This is a genomic window from Plantibacter lichenum (genome assembly GCF_050587525.1).
Taxonomy (GTDB): Bacteria; Actinomycetota; Actinomycetes; order Actinomycetales; family Microbacteriaceae; genus Plantibacter.
In genome coordinates, this window is record NZ_JBOBFT010000001.1 from 754,421 (window position 1) to 772,458 (window position 18,038).

Annotated in this window: 12 protein-coding genes; 8 read left to right on the top strand and 4 right to left on the bottom strand. The window is 69.2% G+C overall.

The window, feature by feature from the left end; all coding sequences use genetic code 11:
• Positions 1–174 precede the first annotated feature (174 nt).
• The 3 genes from murJ to ACQ3HB_RS03320 all read right to left on the bottom strand — a co-directional run bounded on the left by murJ (position 175) and on the right by ACQ3HB_RS03320 (position 4,794).
• Positions 175–1,794, bottom strand: a complete 1,620-nt coding sequence (gene murJ / locus ACQ3HB_RS03310; protein WP_430917688.1) for a murein biosynthesis integral membrane protein MurJ — start codon at positions 1,792–1,794, stop codon at positions 175–177.
• Positions 1,787–4,300, bottom strand: a complete 2,514-nt coding sequence (locus tag ACQ3HB_RS03315) for a DUF6049 family protein (RefSeq protein WP_430917690.1) — start codon at positions 4,298–4,300, stop codon at positions 1,787–1,789. The genes murJ and ACQ3HB_RS03315 overlap by 8 nt, the downstream gene beginning before the upstream one ends.
• A gap of 131 nt (positions 4,301–4,431) precedes the next feature.
• Entirely contained in the window at positions 4,432–4,794 is a 363-nt protein-coding gene (locus ACQ3HB_RS03320) for a hypothetical protein (protein ID WP_430917692.1), read from the bottom strand.
• A 198-nt stretch (positions 4,795–4,992) separates the two neighbouring features.
• Here ACQ3HB_RS03320 and ACQ3HB_RS03325 point away from each other — a divergent pair, with 198 nt between their 5' ends.
• The 8 genes from ACQ3HB_RS03325 (at position 4,993) to ACQ3HB_RS03360 (ending at position 17,550) form a co-directional block, all read left to right on the top strand.
• Positions 4,993–5,376 carry a TraR/DksA family transcriptional regulator gene (locus ACQ3HB_RS03325; protein ID WP_430917694.1) on the top strand — a complete coding sequence of 128 codons (384 nt, stop codon included), beginning with the start codon at positions 4,993–4,995 and terminating at the stop codon, positions 5,374–5,376.
• Positions 5,377–5,554: 178 nt separating this feature from the next.
• Positions 5,555–9,313 carry an efflux RND transporter permease subunit gene (locus tag ACQ3HB_RS03330; RefSeq protein ID WP_430917696.1) on the top strand — a complete coding sequence of 1,253 codons (3,759 nt, stop codon included), beginning with the start codon at positions 5,555–5,557 and terminating at the stop codon, positions 9,311–9,313.
• 186 nt (positions 9,314–9,499) lie between these two features.
• Positions 9,500–11,047: a DUF7059 domain-containing protein gene (locus ACQ3HB_RS03335; RefSeq protein WP_430917698.1), complete on the top strand. Its 1,548-nt coding sequence runs from the start codon at positions 9,500–9,502 to the stop codon at positions 11,045–11,047.
• A gap of 179 nt (positions 11,048–11,226) precedes the next feature.
• Positions 11,227–11,526, top strand: coding sequence for a hypothetical protein (locus ACQ3HB_RS03340; RefSeq protein WP_430917700.1), 300 nt, complete (start codon positions 11,227–11,229; stop codon positions 11,524–11,526).
• Positions 11,527–11,600: 74 nt separating this feature from the next.
• Entirely contained in the window at positions 11,601–14,585 is a 2,985-nt protein-coding gene (locus tag ACQ3HB_RS03345) for a helix-turn-helix transcriptional regulator (RefSeq protein ID WP_430917703.1), read from the top strand.
• A 97-nt stretch (positions 14,586–14,682) separates the two neighbouring features.
• Positions 14,683–15,102, top strand: coding sequence for a hypothetical protein (locus ACQ3HB_RS03350; protein ID WP_430917705.1), 420 nt, complete (start codon positions 14,683–14,685; stop codon positions 15,100–15,102).
• A gap of 137 nt (positions 15,103–15,239) precedes the next feature.
• Positions 15,240–16,184 carry a J domain-containing protein gene (locus ACQ3HB_RS03355; RefSeq protein ID WP_430917707.1) on the top strand — a complete coding sequence of 315 codons (945 nt, stop codon included), beginning with the start codon at positions 15,240–15,242 and terminating at the stop codon, positions 16,182–16,184.
• Positions 16,185–16,494: 310 nt separating this feature from the next.
• Entirely contained in the window at positions 16,495–17,550 is a 1,056-nt protein-coding gene (locus ACQ3HB_RS03360) for a G5 domain-containing protein (protein WP_430917709.1), read from the top strand.
• Between the two features lie 135 nt (positions 17,551–17,685).
• Here the strand turns inward: ACQ3HB_RS03360 and ACQ3HB_RS03365 are convergent, their stop codons facing one another.
• Entirely contained in the window at positions 17,686–17,952 is a 267-nt protein-coding gene (locus ACQ3HB_RS03365) for a GlsB/YeaQ/YmgE family stress response membrane protein (protein ID WP_430917711.1), read from the bottom strand.
• Positions 17,953–18,038: the final 86 nt, after the last annotated feature.

Below are 18,038 nucleotides of genomic sequence, written 5' to 3' on the forward strand. Positions count from 1 at the left end.
GGGTGTTCGGTGAAGCCCGGGCCCAGGTTCCGCGGTGTTCTGCGGTTCCAGGACTGCCGTCACGCGGGTGCGTGACTGAAGCTTCCGGACGGTGTAACACATCCTAACCGCAGGCTATTCCGCGGCTCTGTGCGGGTGTACAGGGTGTTCGGAGCCGCGGCCCGAGCGGGTTGGTCAGCGGCCGAGACGGCTCAAGATAGGTGCAAGCGCGGGCTTCACTTCAGGGGAACGGAATGCCACGAGAAGCAACAAGTACACGATGGCCATCACCGCGCCGACGAGGCACATCGTGACGATCGCTCCCACGATGCTGGCAGTGGGGAATGCGCCTTCAGCGATGCCGCCGAGGAGCTGGAGGACGAGCAGTCCGAGGGCAGCTGCGGGGATCGCGGCGCCTGCGAACCGAAGCAGGCTCGGAATGACGTTGTGGAGATCGAGCCCTCCGAGTCGGTTCCGCAGCAGCCAGGCAGCCACCGCCATCTGAGCGATGCAGGCGACAGTGATCGCCGAGGCGATTCCAACAGCGATGAACTGGTCGGGGAGCACCAGTCGGACGACCAGTGCGAGCAGGACGAACAGCAAGGTCTGGAAGAGGGTGAAGAAGAACGGGGTCTTCGTATCGCCCAGTGCGTAGAACGCTCGCTGCACGATGAACAGGATGCAGAAGGGGACGAGGCCGATCACGAAGGCGATGATGATGGCGCCCATCGGGATCGCCTGCTCGAGGCCGTCCGCGAACACGCTCGCGAACGGCACCGCCACGACCATGATGACGGCGGCGGCGAGCACGATCAGGAGACTGACGACGCGAATGGCGGCCGAAACGTCGGAACGCAGGCTGAAGAGGTCCGGGGAACCGGTGTGCGTGCCCTGTGCATGTTCGCTCATCCGGGTGAAGAAGGCCGTCGCGATCGAGACGGTGATGATCGAGTGCGGGAGCATGAAGATCAGCCAGGCGTACTGCAGGATCGCGACGGAGGGAGCGTCATCAGACGACGCCGAGGACGCGATCTGCGTCTCGACGATCCCGCCGATGGTGGTTAGCAGCAGCATGCCGAAGGTCCAGCTCGCGACCTTCCCGGTCGCACGGAGTCCGACCCCCCTCCACTGGAAATCAGGACGGAAGCGCAGGCCGGCGCGTCGCCAGAAGAGCATCAGGAAAAGGGCTTGCGCGACGACGCCGAGGGTCGCCGACCCGGCGAGCACTGCAGTCATCGACGGCGTCCAGTCCTTGAACGCCGGGGTCTCGGTGCCGAACATGACGAGGAACACGGCGAGACCGGCGATCGCGATCACGTTGTTGAGCACTGGCGCCCACGTGAACGGACCGAACATCTTGCGTGCGTTCAGCACCTCACCGAGGACGGTGTACAGACCGTAGAAGAGGATCTGCGGCATGCACCAGTAGGCGAATGCCGTAGCGAGCGCGAACTGGTCGGGAGGAAGCGTGGCGGCGAAGAGCGTCACGAAAGCCGGCGAGAGGAGCGTGGCGATGACCGTGATGCCGCCGATGAACACAATGGCGATTGTCACGAGCTTGTTGATGTACGCGTTGCCCCGATCCGCGTGGATGCTCGCGCGGACGATCTGCGGCACGAGCACAGCGCTCAGGACGCCGCCGCCGATGATGACGTAGATCGTGTTCGGCAGCTGATTGGCGATCGCGAACGCGTTCCCGACGATGAGGACGCCGATGATGTTCGCCACCATCGCGGCTTTGACGAAGCCGAGGATCCTCGAGACCAGGGTCCCCGATGCCAGGAGCGCACTCGCCCTGCCGATGCCGTCAGCCATCCGTCTCCTTCGGTTCGGGGGACGACTCTACCTGGCCGGGCTCGGAGGCGTTCTCGGGGTCGTGGTCGGTGGGCACTTCGACAGGCTCAGTGACCGGGGTGGACGGCTCAGTGACCGGCACTTCGACAGGCTCAGTGACCGGGGTGGACGGCTCAGTGACCGGCGCTTCGACAGGCTCAGCGACCGGGGCGGCGGCCGCGGCGGCACGGGCCCGACGTGTGAGGACCATGCGCACGATGCCGGCGATGAACAGGAGACCGACGAAGGCGGCGAGCACGACCGCGCCGATGCCCTCCCAGTCGGCTCGCACATTGACGCCGACGAACGCTTCGTTGCCGATCTCCTGGCCCGTGGGGCTGTAGAGCTGCAGGCGCAGCGTGACGTCTCCGTTGCCGATCTGCGCCTGGACGGGCAGGAGGACGGTCGCGCGCGCGTTCGCCGCAATGTCCTGCGTCACCGATCCGGCCACGCTCAACCGCCCGTTGCTCGGCGCGGCCTGCATGACGACGGTCACGGGGTACGGGAGGTCGTTGCGCACCGCGAACGGCAGCGACACCTCTCCCCCGACCATGTTGATCCGGCTGCTGTCGGTCACCCGCACGGCGTTGAGGATGTCGATCGTGCGTTTGCGCTGATCGGCGACGGCGGAGGACCAGGCGGCGTCATCGGTCAGCCAGCCGGCCGAGAGGGTGGAGAGGAGCGTCGCGCGCTCCTCGCCCGTGAGGAGGTCCGGCTGGTCGAGGACGGTGGCGAACAGGCCGACGCGCTGCTCGTCCTCGAGGAGCAGCTTGGTGTCCTCGGCGCGTTCGCTCGTGCCGTCGCGGCCGTTCAGGGAGACCGCGGCAGGCGGTGAGGCGATGGCGGCCTCGAGCGTCGACGGCATCGCTGCGGGCAGGGCGCGGAGGGCGTCGACCGTGTCGGCGAGCCGAGGCAGGACGCCGTCCACACCCCGGGGCAGGACGGCGAGCACGGTCCGCCCGGCGACGCCCTCGGAAGCGATCGAGGAGACCCGCGCGTTGAGTTCGGAGATCGCCCCGTCGAAGGCGACGGCCGTGGTTGCCGATGCGGCGGCGGCGAGGTTGGTCGCGAGGCCCGTGTCCGCGAGGAGCACCCGGCTCGCGCCGACCGTCGCAGACGCACTCGGCGTCGTGTTGGTCGCAGGCACGTTCGAGGAGCCAAGGATCGTCACGGACCCGCCCGACGCGGCGAACACGCCGAGGTCCGCCTCCGTCGTCGATCCGCCCGCCCAGACGATGCCGGGGATCGTGTAGGTCCATGCGAGGAGTTCCTCGAGCGTGGGGACGGTCGGCTCGGCCGGTTCGGTCGTCGTGGGGCTCGGAGACGGCGTCGGCGTCGGTGAGCTGGTCTCCTCGACCTGAGCGGTGGCCGCGGACGCGGGATCGGCAGCGGGATCAGCAGTCGGCCCCGTGGCCGTCGAGCCGGGATCGGCGGTCGGCTCCGGCGTGGCGTGGCGCGAGCTGGTCTTGCCCACCTGCGGAGAGACGTCTGACGGCGTTTCGGACGGCGTCGGCTCCTCCGTGGGCTCCGGCGGTTCCACCGGGAAGTCCGCGACGTTGAGGGCGAAGTCGAACGAGGTCGGCTTGAGGAGCTCCGTCAGCCCGGCCTGCGCCTGGACGGACGGTTCCGCATCGCCGTACTGCAGCGCGAAGGTCTCGTTGGAAGCGGCGGCGAGGCGTTCCAGCCACGTCTGCGCCGATGCCGGGACACGGGTGCCGAGGGCGTGGATCGATGCGATGATCCGCGGATCGATACCGATCGCGATGGGCTCCCCGACGAGGGCGTTGAGCTGCGTCGTGAGGTCGCCCGTCTCGCTCGTGAGCTTCGTCAGCTCGTCGGAGTCGAGCAGACCGCCGTAGCTGAGCGGCACGGTGAGGGGCGCGACGACGGCGATGTTCGTGTTCGCCGGGCGGCCGTCGCTCGTCCAGACCAGCGCGTTCCTGCCGCCGGCGGAGACGTCTCCGGCGATGAAGGTCGCGGCGAGGCCGTAGGTGCCGGCCGGGTCTGCGGCGTCGAGCCCGAGATCGGTCGCGGTGAGGTCGATACCGCTCGCGATGTAGCGCTGGCCGGCGATGAGCGGCGGCACGTCGACGTTCCGGACCGCCGCCGCGCCGACGGGGATCTGCGGGGCGGAAGCGGCGTCCGGCGCGAGCCAGTCGTCCAGCTCGCCCGCCGAGGTGAGGGACTGTCCCGAGACCGCGAGCGTCGCGACACCGGCGGCAAGGTCCTCATCGGTGCCGTTGACGATCGTGACGGTCACCGAGGTCGGCGCGGTCTGCTGGACGAGACCGCCGCCGGAAGGACTGACATCGATCGCGATGGTCCCGTCGCCGTGCACCGCCGTGTGCGCGGAGGACGAGAGCGATGAGGCCGATGACAGCGATGCGGACGACAGGACGGCGGGCGCAGCGGATGCTGCCGCCGGGGAGGCGAAACCGAGCGCCGTCGCGAGGAGGGCACTGATGAGCGCTGTGCGTCGTCGTGTCATAGGAAAGAGGACGGACGGGTGCCGTGGAGACCCGCTCGTGCCGTCACGATTCTACGGCGCTGGGCATGCGGAGCCTGGGAACGGCTCAGCGCAGCCGGGACGCGGTCGACGGACGAACGGCTCAGCGCAGCTCAGTCCGCGGTCGGAGCGACGGTCCCCGACATCGACCACACGGCGCGTGTGAGCTCCGGATGCATCACGGCGATCTCGCGGAGCACCTCGTACTCGAGGGCGTCGGCGTTGCGGCGGTGCTCAGAGGCGTCGTCGAGCGAAGAGCGGCCGGCGAGGCGCGCCATCGCGTGCTGGGCGGCCAGGCCGCGGCCGTGGAGGACGTCGTCGCGCAGCATCGCCACCACGAGTTCGTCGACGCTCGGCATGTCCGGCAGGAAGTCCCAGGGGTCCTCGCCGTCGCGTGCGCGGGCCTCGATGACGGTGTCGAGTTCGAGTCTGGCGTCGCGGCGCAGCTTGGGGAGGTCGTGCGAGGTGATGTCCACGCGTCTCCTTCCCGTTCCTGCGGCGTCTGGTCGTGGTGCCGCGGCCGCAGTGTCACCTGTGCCGTCGGCCCCCGGAACGACGAGACATCCGCCGTTCCGCCATCAAGGGTACGCCCGCCTCCTGCGAACACCTGTCGGCACTCCTCCGATTCGGCGTGCTCCGAGAGGCGACGGCCTCATGCGGTCGTACGATGGGGCATGGCCGGATCAACGATGACGGAGGCCGCACTCGCGCGGTTCGAAGCGCAATTGCGCCGTGAACGAGACGAACTGCACGCGCAGCTGAGCCAGTTCGAACACTCCCTCTCCGAAGTTCGTGAGAGTCGCAGCGACGGCGTCTCCGACGACGAACACGACCCGGAGGGCCCGACGATGTCGACCGAGTGGTCGCGACTCTCCGGACTCGAACGGGAGGCGCACGAGCGGCTCGGCGCCATCGATCACGCGCTGTCACGGATCACGGGCGGCGGGTACGGTGTGTGCGTGGACTGCGGCGGGCCCATCGGCGCCGCACGGTTGCAGGCGAGGCCGGACACCGAGCGGTGCATCGATTGCGCACGGCTCGCGGAGGCACGCAGGTAGCAACGGGCCAGGCGCGGCGAAGTAGTACCTGGGTACTACGTCGTCTCGTCCCTCTGGCCGATGCACTTCTCCGGCGATATCAGCAACGCTGCTGATGTGTGTGCCCGTGCGGCGCGAATACCGTGGACCGGGGCCGAACAGCCCGACCACTTCGCACCACGAGAGGCGCGCGCACCGTATGTCATTCCTCACCAGGCTGAGCCTTGCCAATCGGATGATCGTGGGGCTGGTGACGGTCGCGATCCTCATCTTCGGCCTCTTCGCCGCCGGATCCCTCAAGCAGGAGCTCCTGCCGTCCGTGCAGCAGCCGGGCGCCGTCGTCGCCGTCGTCTACCCGGGCGCATCGCCCGCCTCCGTCGAACGCGAGGTCACGAAACCGGTCGAACAGGCCGTCAAGAGCGTCAAGGGCGTGACGAAGACCACGTCGAGCTCCGTCAACGGCAGCGCGAGCATCCAGGTGTCGTGGGACTTCGGTCAGGACGGCGAGAAGATCGTCTCCGACCTGCGCGGCGCCGTCGGCGGACTGAAGAGCACGCTGCCCGCCGACGTCCAGAGCGAGGTGTACGCGGGCAACTCGGACGACTTCCCCGTCCTCCAGCTCGCCGTGGCCTCCGAGCAGGACCCGGGCGAATTCGCCAAGCGCGTCGAAACCGTCGTCCTCCCCGCGCTCCGCGGCATCGACGGCGTCCGCCAGGTGAACCTCGCAGGTCAGCGCGAGACGCAGCTCGTCATCACGATGCGCCAGGCGGACCTCGTCGCGAAGAAGACCACGGCCGAAGAAGTCGGTGCGGCCATCAAGGCCAGCGGCGTCGTCGTCGCGGCCGGAACGAGCACCGACGGCGGCAAGTCGCTCGCCATCGAGGTCGGCGACTCGATCGACACGGTCGAAGCCCTGCAGACGCTCCCCATCCAGCACCAGGACGGTCCGTTCCCGCTCTCCGCGGTGGCCGACGTCGAACTCGTCCCCACCCCCATGACTTCGATCGCGCGCGCCGACGGCCTTGCATCGCTCAGCCTCTCCGTGCTCAAGAACCCTGACGCGAACGCCGTCCAGGTGGCCCACGCCGTCCACGACGCGCTCCCCGGCCTCGAGAAGGAACTCGGCTCCGGCGCCGCCTTCACGACCGTCTTCGACCAGTCCCCCATGGTCGAGCAGTCCATCCACGACCTCTCCGTCGAGGGCGGTCTGGGCCTCCTATTCGCCGTCATCGTCATCCTCGTGTTCCTGATGTCGCTGCGCGCCACGATCATCACGGCCGTCTCCATCCCGCTGTCGCTCCTCATCGCGCTCATCGGACTGCAGCTCGGCGACTATTCGCTCAACATCTTCACGCTCGCCGCACTGACGGTCGCCGTCGGGCGGGTGGTCGACGACTCCATCGTCGTCATCGAGAACATCAAACGACGGCATACGGGTGTGGCGATGACACCCGCGTCGATCGTCGACTCCGTGAAGGAGGTGGCGGGCGCCGTGACGGCTTCGACCATCACCACGGTCGCGGTCTTCCTGCCCGTCGCGTTCGTCGGTGGCACCGTCGGCGAGCTGTTCCGGCCCTTCGCCGTGACCGTGTCGATCGCGCTCCTCGCGTCGCTCGTCGTGTCGCTCACGATCGTCCCCGTGCTCGCCTACTGGTTCCGCAGCCGCAAGCCCATCGAGGCGCCCGCCGCAGCGGTGGCCGAGGGCGATGCGGATACTGAGGCCGTCGTGGCCGCCGATGCTGAGACCGTTCCGGTCCACGTCGGTGCACCAGTGCCCGCAGGCGCTCATGCCGCGGTCGCTGCAGCCGGCACCGCAGTAGCAGCCGGACCGAACGGTTCGACGAACGACCCCGCGAACGCGGCCACCGTCCCCACGACCGTTGTGAAGGACGAGGACCCCGACCGCTCCGAGGCCTACTCGAAGCTGCAGCGCGGCTACCTGCCCGTCCTGCGCTCCTCCCTCCGCCACCCCGCGATCACGCTCGTCATCGCTGCGGTCATCTTCATCGGCACGATCGCCTCGGTCGGCTTCCTGAAGATGGACTACCTCGGCAGCTTCGGCACCGACAAGAGCATCCAGATCAGCCAGGAGCTGCCCGTCGGCACGAGCCTCGACGTCACGAGTGACGCTGCGGCCCAGGTCGAGCAGGTCCTCGCGAAGACGGCCGGCGTCACCAACTACCTGACGACCGTCGGCGGCGACAAGAGCAATACGGCGAGCATCACCGTCACCGTCGGTGAGAGCAGCTCGAAGGACGGAGTGACGGCGTCCCTCAAGAAGGCCGTCGACGGGCTCGAGAACGTCGGCAAGGTCACGGTCGGCGGTGTCGACGTCGGCGGATTCGGCGGCGGCGGCGTCGAGGTCAAGGTGCAGGGCGAGGACGCCAAGTCCATCGCGGCAGGCGCCGACCAGATCCAGAAGATGCTCCAGGGCGTGAAGGGTCTGAGCGATGTCACGAGTGACCTGAGCGACGAGCAGGCCGTCCTCAAGGTGGACGTCGACCGCGACGCCGCAGCACGCTACGGCTTCACGCAGGCGCAGATCGGTTCCGCCATCTCCGACGCGCTCCGCGGCTCGCCGGTCGGCACGATCGTCCTCGAGGGCTCGAGCCGCGACATCGTCGTGCGCACCCAGCGCGTCGGCTCCACCCCCGCCGACCTCGCTGGGCTCCCGCTCCCCGTCAGCCCGCTCCAGCAGGCCGCAGCGCAGAAGGCCGCGAGCGACCAGCTGACCGCCGACCAGGAAGCGGCGACCGACCGCGCGAAGGACCAGGCCAACTCGGAGGCGCGGAAGCAGCAGAGCGATCTGCAGGACACGCGATCGAAGGCCCGCGACCAGATCGCCCAGCTGCAGACCTCGCTCGACGCGCTCACGAACGCTCCGATCGAGATCCCGCCCGTCGTTCCGAGCACGCCGGAGGAGATCGCTCTCCAGAAGGCGTACGAGGAGCGGGGTGCCCAGATCGCGAGCCTCACCGAGGCGATCGGCCAGATGAAGAGCTCGATCACCGGCATCGATGAGCAGCTCAAGGCGATGGACAAGGCCAAGGAGGACGCGGCGGCGCAGCAGAGCGAGGCCGACAAGTTCACCGAAGCGCAGAAGAACCTGGCGAACATCACAGCCGCGCCCATTCGGGTGCAGGACGTCGCCAAGGTCGCGGAGGTGCTGGCGCCCGCCGCCATCACTCGCGTCGACGGCGTCCGCACCGTGACGGTCTCCGGCCAGCCGCAGGGCGACGACCTGAGCGCCGTCACCCTCGACGTCCGCAAGGGCCTCGACGGACTCGACCTCCCCTCCGGAGTCACCGCGCAGATCGGTGGCGTCTCCCAGGACCAGGAGGAGTCGTTCGCGCAGCTCGGACTCGCGATGCTCATCGCCATCGCGCTCGTCTACATCGTGATGGTCGCGACCTTCCGCAGCCTCCTGCAGCCGCTCATCCTGCTCGTCTCGGTCCCGTTCGCGGCGACCGGCGCCATCGCAGCGCTCCTCGTCACGGGGACGCCGCTCGGCATCCCGGCGATGATCGGCCTGCTGATGCTCATCGGCATCGTGGTGACGAATGCGATCGTGCTCATCGACCTCGTGAACTCGTATCGAGCGAGAGGCGACAGTCTGGATGACGCGGTCGTCCACGGCTCCAGGCTGCGGCTGCGCCCGATCATCATGACGGCATGCGCGACGATCTTCGCCCTCGTGCCGATGTCGATCGGCCTCACGGGCGGCGGCGTGTTCATCTCGCAGTCCCTCGCGATCGTCGTGATCGGCGGCCTCGTCTCCTCGACGCTGCTGACCCTCATCCTCGTCCCCGTCCTCTACATGCTGTTCGAACGCAGCCGTGAGCGTCGCGGGACCCGCAAGGAGCGCAAGGCCGAAGCGCGTGCAGAACGCGATCGTGCCGCTGCGCAGAACCGCGAAGAGATCGAGTCGCTCGACACGATCCTCGCGGACGAGCGGTAGAGCCAGGCCGGGCGGCCAGCACCGCCCGGCTGCAAGACTCGTCGGCCCTCGGGCCTGTCGGAAGTGGAGGCATTCGATAGGTGCGGGGGCCGGCGTTCATCTCGGGACGGGTCGATTCCCGCTGATCGGCTTCGGGAGCGCAGCGTTCCGGCGGGCGACCGCTGCCGCTGATGGGAGGATTGACGCGTGGACCTGCACTCGATCGAACGCCTCCGGACCGACCTCACGAACGCCGGCTACACGGTCGAACGCGTGCGCGGCCTGTGGGGCGAGACCGCGGACGCCGCACTGCACCGGGGCAACCGGGTGCCCGCCGTCCGTGAGCTGGACTCGCGCCGGGCCGTGCTCGGCGCAGAACCGATCGCCACGCTCGCGACCCTCTTCATCCTCGGTCTCCCCGTCGCCGCCGATGACGTCGCGGACGCCCTCCCGTCGGTCGGCCTCGATGGCGCCATCGCGCTCGGCCTCATCGCGACGCCCGACGACGGTCCGGCCCTCCCGCTCCTCGACCTGCGCCCATACGCCTGGGTCGACGCGCTCGGCAGCGGCGCCTGGTGGATCGCCTCCGACCTCGGCGAACTCGCCCTCGGCCACGAACTGGGCGAGCAGCACGTGCTCGGCGTCGGCGGCGCATCGATGACGTTGAGCGGCATCATCCTTCCCGAGCGGATCGGGACGGCCCTCGACCTCGGCACCGGGTGCGGCATCCAGGCGCTGCATCTCGCGCGCATCGCGGACCGGGTCGTCGCGACCGACATCTCCGCCCGCGCCCTCGAACTCGCGGCCCTCAACGCGACGCTCAACGGTGTGGACACGATCGAGTTCCGCCTCGGCAGCCTCTTCGAACCGGTCGCAGGCGAACGCTTCGATCGCATCGTCTCGAACCCTCCCTTCGTCATCACGCCCCGCATCGACGGCGTGCCCAACTACGAATACCGCGACGGCGGCCTCGTGGGCGACGCGCTCGTCGAGTCGGTCCTCACCGATGCGCCGCAGCACCTCACCGAGGGTGGCATCGCCCAGTTCCTCGGCAACTGGGAGTACCGCGACGGCGAAGCAGGACTCGAGCGCGTGGAGCGGTGGATCCGTTCCGCCCGCGATCAGGCGCCCGTGGAGGCGTGGGTCATCGAACGCGACCAGCAGGACCCGGCGGAGTACGCGGAGACGTGGATTCGCGATGGCGGCACGCGGCAGGGCACGGAGCAGTTCGAGCGACTGTGCGCGGCGTGGCTCGACGACTTCGCGGCGCGAGACGTGACCGGCGTCGGGTTCGGATACGTGCTGCTGCGGTCGGCTGCCGACAGCGGGACGACCGAACCGCTGCTGCGCTTCGAACGGCAGCACAGCCAGGCCGGATCGAACGCCGCCGGTCTCGGCGCGCACCTCGCGACGTGCCTCGTGGCTCGCGACTGGGAAGCGGCACTCGCCGATGCCGAGTTCGCGGCCGAACGCCTGACCCTCGCCGGCGATGTGACCGAGGAGCGCCACTACTGGCCAGGCGACGAGCACCCGACGGCGATGCTGCTGCGCCAGGGCGGCGGGCTCGGCCGGACCGTGCAGCTCGACACGGCACTCGCCGGCTTCGTCGGCGCCTGCGACGGTGACCTCTCGACGATCGCGATCGTCGGCGCCATCGCCCAGCTCATGGAGGTCGACGAGGGCGAACTCCTCGCCGAGCTCCTCCCCCAGGTCCGTCGCCTCGTCGACGACGCGATCCTCCTCCCCGCGCCCTGACGGCCGCGCCCTGCTCAGCCGCCTCAGACGAGCGGCGCGGGCACCTCAGGGAACACGGACGGACACCCCGAGACGCCTGCCGGATATAGGGCAGGTGCCCGAGGTAGGCCGGCCACCTCAGCGAGCACGATGGATGACATCGAGGGGCCGGACCGGCTCCCGCATCTGAGGAGCAGACCATGTACATCTCGCCCGGGCTGGTATCGCCCGCATCGGTCGCCTACCAGGAGCGGCAGCAGCTGCGCGACCTGGAACGACGTCGGGTCGTGAGGGAATCGATCGCCGCACGGACGGCGGAGGACGTCGATCCGCGCATCGTCTGGCGGACAGGGCTCGTGGAGCGCATCATGCTCCGCGTGCGCTCCGCACGAGCCTCCGCCGTAGCCACGAAGACCGAGCAGCAGCGGGCCGGAACCTCCGGAGGGGCACCGCGCACCGCCGGCGCCCCCGGTTCGGCACGGCTCGCAGCGCACCGGTGAGCCTGGCTGGAACGGCAGGTTTCCCGACCGGAGAAGGCCTGGGCGATGTCGTCGGTGCGTGGCACCATGAAGGCATGTCCTTCCCCGCGACGAGCCCCACGATGATCGGCCGCGAAGCCGATCTCGCGGCCATCCGCGAGGTGTTCACGGCCGTTGAAGCCGGTGAGCCCCGCGGGCTCGTCGTGAGCGGCGAGGCGGGCATCGGCAAGACGCGTCTCGTCGATGAATTCATCCGATCTGTGCGCGGTTCGGCACTCGTCATCGCGGGTCAGAGCGTGGACCTGGGGCAGGTCGCGGCGCCGTACGCACCCATCACGAACGTCCTCCGCGACCTCGTCGCGCGCGTGGGCGCCGAGGCGGTGCTCGACGCCGCCGGACCCGGCCGGGAATCGCTCGCAGCGCTCCTGCCCTCGCTCGGCGAGTCGTCGGGAGAGATCCGCGAGGGCGGCGTCGGACGGCTGCACGAGACCATCACGGTCCTCCTGGAGACGTTGGCGAAGGACCGGCCCATCGTTCTCGTCGTCGAGGACCTGCACTGGGCGGACGGCGCCACGCTCCGGCTCCTGTCCTTCCTCGTGCGCGTCCTGCAGTGCGACCGCGTCATGATCCTCCTCACCTACCGCAGCGACGACGTCCCGCGCGGTCACCCCGTCCGCGGCTTCCTCACCGAACTCGATCGCACCAGGCGGGTGGCACGCCACGAGGTCGGTCGACTCACGCGCGCGCAGGTCCAGCGGCAGGCGGCCATGATCCTCGGAGCGACGCCATCGGAGGCGTCGCTCGAGAGCGTGTACACGCGCAGCGAAGGCGTGCCGTTCTTCGTGGAGGAACTCCTCGGCATCGACGAGAGCTGCAGCGGGGCCGAACTGCCAGACACCCTGCGCGAGCTGCTCCTCGCCCGCTACGAGCGGCTCGAACCGCAGACGCAGCAAGTGCTCCGGCTCATCTCGGCCGGCGGCGTCTGCGTCGAGCACGAGCTGATCGAACGCGTCTTCCCCGCCGATGCCGACGCGCTCGAACTCGCGGTCCGCGAAGCGGTCTCCGCGGGGGTGCTCGTCATCGACGATCGCGCCTACGCCTTCCGCCACGCGCTCGTCCGCGAGGCGATCCACGCGGACCTGCTGCCCGGTGAACGATCACGGTTCCACACGGCGTTCGCGCAGGCCATCGAATCCGCTCCTGCCGACGCACCCGTCGCGGCCGAGATCGCACACCATTGGATGGCCGCCGGCAACATCGCGAAGGCCTTCCCCGCCACGCTCACCGCCATGTCGGAAGCGCACACGGCGTTCGCGTACAGCACGGAGGCGCAACTGGGCGAGCGCCTGCTGGACCTCTGGGACCAGGTGCCGGAGGCCCGTGAGCTCGTGGGCGTCCCGCGGTCCGAGCTCATGCGGCGGGTGGCATCCGCTCTCCGCAACTCGGGCGACAGCGATCGCGCCATCTCGCTCGTCGACCTCGCGCTGGCAGAGGCGGACGACCGCTCCGACCTCACGCAGGCCAAACTGCTCCGGGACAAGTCCTCGTACCTCAGCAACGTCGGTCGTTCCGGGACGGTCGAGCTCCTCGAACAAGCCCTCGAACTCGTTCCCAGCGGGACCCCTGGCGATCTGCGTGCCGCGCTCCTCAACGCGCTCGGCGCGAGGCACATGATCGAGGGCAGCATCGATCAAGCGATCGCCTTCACCGATGAGGCGGCCGCGGAGGCGCTCCTTGCGGGCTCGCCCCGCCACGCGTCGATCGCAGCGAACCTCGGCGGGATCAGCCGGATGCACCGAGGAGAGATCGAGTACGGCAAGGCGATGCTCAACGCGGCCCAGAACATGGCGGAAGGCGACGCCAACGCCCTCCTCAGGCACGGCGTGAACGCGTCCGACATGGCCAACCTCCTCGGCAGCTACGAGGAATCCCTCGAACTCGCGCTCGACGGTGTCGCCCTCGCGAAGTCCCTCGGAGTCGAGCGCAGCTCCGGGGTCATCCTGTCCTCCAACGCCGTCGATCCCCTCATCGCACTCGGCCGCTGGGACGAAGCGGACGAGACCCTCGACCGCGTGCTCTCGCTCGAACCGCCGCTCGCCTTCTCCGTCTATCTCAGGCAGTCGAAGGTCCTCTCCACTCTGTGGCGGGGCGACCCCGAGGGCGCGTTGCGGCTCTACCGCGCGTGGAAGCCCGCCATGCAACGGCTCGCGCAGAACGAGGTGCAGACGAAGTTCGGCGTGGCGCACGCGGCGGCCGAAGTGGCGCTCGGGGTGGACGATCTCGATGAGGCGTGGACTGCCATCGGGGTGCTCGCCGAATCGGGGCATCAGCTCATGGCGTCCTATGACCTGTCCGTGCTGGGCATCGCCGCCCGGGTGCTCGCTCGTGTGCGGTCACGGCTGCTCGACGGTGCGGTCGTCGGCGATTCGCCGGACTCGCCGTTGGCGGGCGTCACACTCGAGGACCTCGAGGAGCACGAGACGTCCTTGCGAGAGATGCTCCAGTCCGAAGCGGCCTGGCCGACGGCGCCCGTGTGGACGGCGATGTTCCAGGCCGAGCTCGGCGGTTCCCGCAGAACGGGAGATGGCCCCGCGCTCTGGGAGCTGGCGGTGCAGGCGGCTCAGCTCTCGGTCGCTCCGGCACTCCTCCGGCCGTACAGCCGCTTCCGACTGGGCGAAGCACAGCTCGCTTGCGGCGACCGAGCTGCTGCGCAGGAAACGCTCGACGTCGCCATCGGTGAGGCGGAAGCGCTTGGCGCCGGCCTCGTGACCCAGTGGGCCCGGGCGGTCGCCGCGCGCGGCGGGCTCGGGACGGACGGCCGCGTGCGCGTCCGGAACCACGATGCCGCCGAGCTGACCGCGCGTGAGCGGCAGGTCCTCGATCTCGTGAGCGCCGGGCTCAGCAACCGCCAGATCGGCGAACGCCTCTTCATCAGCACCAAGACGGCGAGCGTGCACGTCTCCGCCATCCTGCGGAAGCTGGGCGCCACGAGTCGGACCGAGGCGGCGGTGCTGGCCGGTGCAGGCGGTCAGCGGGTCGCTGCGGTGAGCTCGGCGGCTGCGGTCGGCTCGGCGAGCTGAGCCGCCGGGGTTGCGCGCGCCCTGTGGACACAGCCTGAGTTCTCCACAGGATGGGACGATCTCGTTTCGGAGCGTCCGGACCGGCCAGCATCGAATGATGACAGCACACAACGCAGCAGCGCGGAACATCCCACCCATCCACACCGACGACGACATCCTCGAGCGGTTCTCGGACCTCATCGGACCGGCCAGCACGGAGCAAGTCTGGTTCTCGTTCCTCGACGAGGACGCCGTCCAGCTTCCCGTCCTCCTCCCCATTCCGGATCTCCCGGTACATATGCCGAAAATGGAATCCGATCAGTTCGCTCGGGCGATGACGCGAATCGCCATCAATGCTGGCGCGGACACCGTGATCATCGTGAGCGAGCGACGCGGCGATTCCTCGCTCTCGTCGGCCGAACGGTCGAAGCTCGGCACGTTGCGTTCGGCGATGGAACGACACGACGTGACCACCCGCGCCGTGCTCGTGAGTCACGACGCAGGGGTCCGTCTCATCGATACCGCGGAGCTGGAGTGAGTCGAGGCAGAGACAGGCCCGGACCGAGCGAGGCATCCTCGCCCTGAATCTGCCGTGCGTCAGGGCCTCCTGCCAGTTCGCCACGGTAGTCTCGTGAGCTGGATACCCGTCCGCAGTCACGAAAGCGATCAGTCACGATGCCGGAGAGCCCTCTCTCAGCCACCCCGTACGAGGTGCTGGGTGTGAGCGTGACGGCGAGTCAGGACGAACTGCGGCGGGCCTACCGCAAGCTCATGCGCGAGACGCACCCCGACCTGGGTGGCAACGCCCGGCAGTTCAACGCCGTGCAGCTCGCGTGGGAACGCGTCGGGACCGAAGCTGATCGCGCAGCGTACGACCGCGGACGCAATGCGCCCTCCGGTTCGGCGAGCAGTACAGACGAGCCGAGTATGTGGACGGCCTCATCGGGTGCTTCCGGTTCCTCGACGCAACGATCCGATTCGCGCCCCCGCGCCCGCACGTACGGGCATCCCGGCGGCGACTCCCGCGAGGTCTACCTGCGGCTCATCCGCGAATGGGTGGGCCGCGGGGCGGAGCTCGACGACCCGTACGATCCGGCCCTCGTCAGGTCTGCTCCCCGCGAGATCCGTCATGAACTCGCGAACGCTCTCGCTGAGGAGGAGACCGCTCGCACCGTCTCGACCCTCGGCATCGGCTACACGGTCTGGCATGATGTCCTCGCACCCGGTCACAACAAGGTCGACCACGTCGTCCTCGGCCCGACCGGTCTGTTCGCGATCAAGTCGGAGGACTGGGGTGGTCCCGTCCGGGTGCACCGCGGCGAGATCGTCGGCGAAACCCTGGCCACCGGCGAAGAACCCGTCAAATCACTCGTGCGGAGCGCCCGGACTGTGGCGAAGGCGGCACGCGTCAAGTTCACGGCGTACGTCATCGTGGTTCCGGACGACGCCTTGGAGGACTCGCTCGAAATCATCGGTCGCCGTCATCCCGTGACGGTCCTCGTGTCACGCTCACGGCTCGCGGATCTTCTGCGTTCCGGCCTGCCCGGCATCGATCGGATGGGCGGCAACGAACTCTTCGACACCCGCACGAAGCTGCAGACGACGATCCGCTTCGTCTAGACGCGTCAGTGCGATGCGCTCGCGCGAGCCAGATGCTGTGCCGCGACCGAGGGCTCGAGGCGGCCCGCGCTCTCGGCGTGGACCCGCGCTCTCGGCGTGGACTCGCGCTCGCGGCGTGGACCCGCGCTCGCGACCGCCCGCGTCGAGATCAGGTCCTCCGACTGCCGGACGTCGCGACGTCGCTCCGCTCGAAGTCGTCGCAGGTGACCGTTGGGGGCGGACCCGGAATGGGGGTTGAGCAACAGGACGCGGAGACGCCACAGTTGGTCGACGCGTGTTGGATTGCGAGCGCGGGCGACGAGGGGGACGCATGGCGAACACGGCAGCGGGCTGGTACCAGGATCCGTACGATCACACGCGCGTGCGCTGGTGGGACGGCCGCACGTGGACCGCGGCGACGAGCGCCATGCCGCCGATGCCTCAGACGATGCAGCCTGCGTCGTGGGCGTCCGCAGGATTCGCGAGTGCATCGCCATCGACACCGCCATCGACACCGCCACCCTCAACGTCCACACCGCCAACGTCCACACCGCCGAAGCGTCCGCTGACGCGGAGCGCGAAGACGACCATCTGGATCGTCGCAGTCGTTCTGTTCCTGATCGTCGTGCGCGGTGGTCTGGGCGGTCTGCTGATCATGGCGGGGATCGCGGCACTCGTCATCGGTGCGATCGCCGTCGCCAACGGCAAGCTCGACCGGCTGCGCATCCGGACCCGTGGCACGGCCGGAGTCGTTCTCGCGGCTGGCATGGCTCTGACGCTCGTGGGCGGCATCGCCGTCGGCGCAACAGCCGCGCCTGCTCCGCAACGACCGGTCAGCCTGGTCGCGGAGGCGGACACCTCAGGCGGTGGCGGGACAGGTCCGAGTGCCACTCCGACCCCACGCGCGAGTAGTGCGAGCACTGCGACGGTCGAGGTCGTGACCGAAGTCACCGCCATACCGTTCACCCGCACGACCGTCGAGGACCCGGCGATCGACGTCGGTACGACGGTGGTGTCCACCGCTGGTGTCGACGGGAAGCAGTCGACGAGCTATCGCGTGATGAAGCGAGACGGCGTCGAGACGGCGCGGGTCGTCGCGTCGAAAACGGTCATCCAGCAGCCGGTCGCCGAAGTCACCTCAGTCGGCACACGCCAGCCCCCACCTCCCCCGGAGCCGGTCGCCGAGCCGCAGCCCGCCCCCGTCGCGGGCGGTGGTGGCGCGGGCTGCGACCCGAACTACGACTGGGTGTGCGTGCCGATCGCCTCAGATGTCGACTGCGCGGGCGGCAGCGGCAATGGACCCGCGTATGTTCAGGGCCCGGTGCACGTCATCGGGCGGGACATCTACGACCTCGATCGGGACGGCGACGGCATCGGCTGCGACTGAAGGTCGGTCGTCTCGCCCGGCCCACGTTCGTCCCTCTCGTCCCTCCGCGTCCCACCTTCGTCTGAGGGCGCCTGAACGACGGAATGCCGGCCCCGAGGACGGGACCGGCATTCCGGATGGAGCTGCGAGCGGCGACTACGCCGTCTTGCGGCGTCCGACGATCAGGCCGTAGATGAGCAGCACGATGATCGAGCCACCGATCGCGAGCGCCCAGGTCGCGAGGGAGAAGAACTCCTGCAGGTTCACGCCGAACAGTGCGCCGCCGATCCAGCCGCCGAGGAGCGCGCCGACGACGCCGAGGAGCAGCGTGACGAACCAGCCGCCGCCCTGCTTGCCGGGAAGGATCGCCTTGGCGATGGCACCGGCGATGAGGCCGAGAAGAAGAAAACCGAGAAAGCTCATGTGGGACTCCAAATGGTGAGAGCCGCGATCGTGTCGCGGCGATGTGATGATCGAAAGGGTCGTGACATGCGGATGCCCCCGCGTCT

Excerpts from the sequence above, each read along its gene's own strand:
- ACQ3HB_RS03365 (WP_430917711.1), bottom strand. The coding sequence starts at position 17,952 with ATGAGCTTTCTCGGTTTTCTTCTTCTCGGCCTCATCGCCGGTGCCATC.
- ACQ3HB_RS03350 (WP_430917705.1), top strand. The coding sequence starts at position 14,683 with ATGACAGCACACAACGCAGCAGCGCGGAACATCCCACCCATCCACACC.
- murJ (WP_430917688.1), bottom strand. The coding sequence starts at position 1,794 with ATGGCTGACGGCATCGGCAGGGCGAGTGCGCTCCTGGCATCGGGGACC.
- ACQ3HB_RS03315 (WP_430917690.1), bottom strand. The coding sequence starts at position 4,300 with ATGACACGACGACGCACAGCGCTCATCAGTGCCCTCCTCGCGACGGCG.
- ACQ3HB_RS03330 (WP_430917696.1), top strand. The coding sequence starts at position 5,555 with ATGTCATTCCTCACCAGGCTGAGCCTTGCCAATCGGATGATCGTGGGG.
- ACQ3HB_RS03360 (WP_430917709.1), top strand. The coding sequence starts at position 16,495 with ATGGCGAACACGGCAGCGGGCTGGTACCAGGATCCGTACGATCACACG.
- ACQ3HB_RS03345 (WP_430917703.1), top strand. The coding sequence starts at position 11,601 with ATGTCCTTCCCCGCGACGAGCCCCACGATGATCGGCCGCGAAGCCGAT.
- ACQ3HB_RS03325 (WP_430917694.1), top strand. The coding sequence starts at position 4,993 with ATGGCCGGATCAACGATGACGGAGGCCGCACTCGCGCGGTTCGAAGCG.
- ACQ3HB_RS03355 (WP_430917707.1), top strand. The coding sequence starts at position 15,240 with ATGCCGGAGAGCCCTCTCTCAGCCACCCCGTACGAGGTGCTGGGTGTG.
- ACQ3HB_RS03340 (WP_430917700.1), top strand. The coding sequence starts at position 11,227 with ATGTACATCTCGCCCGGGCTGGTATCGCCCGCATCGGTCGCCTACCAG.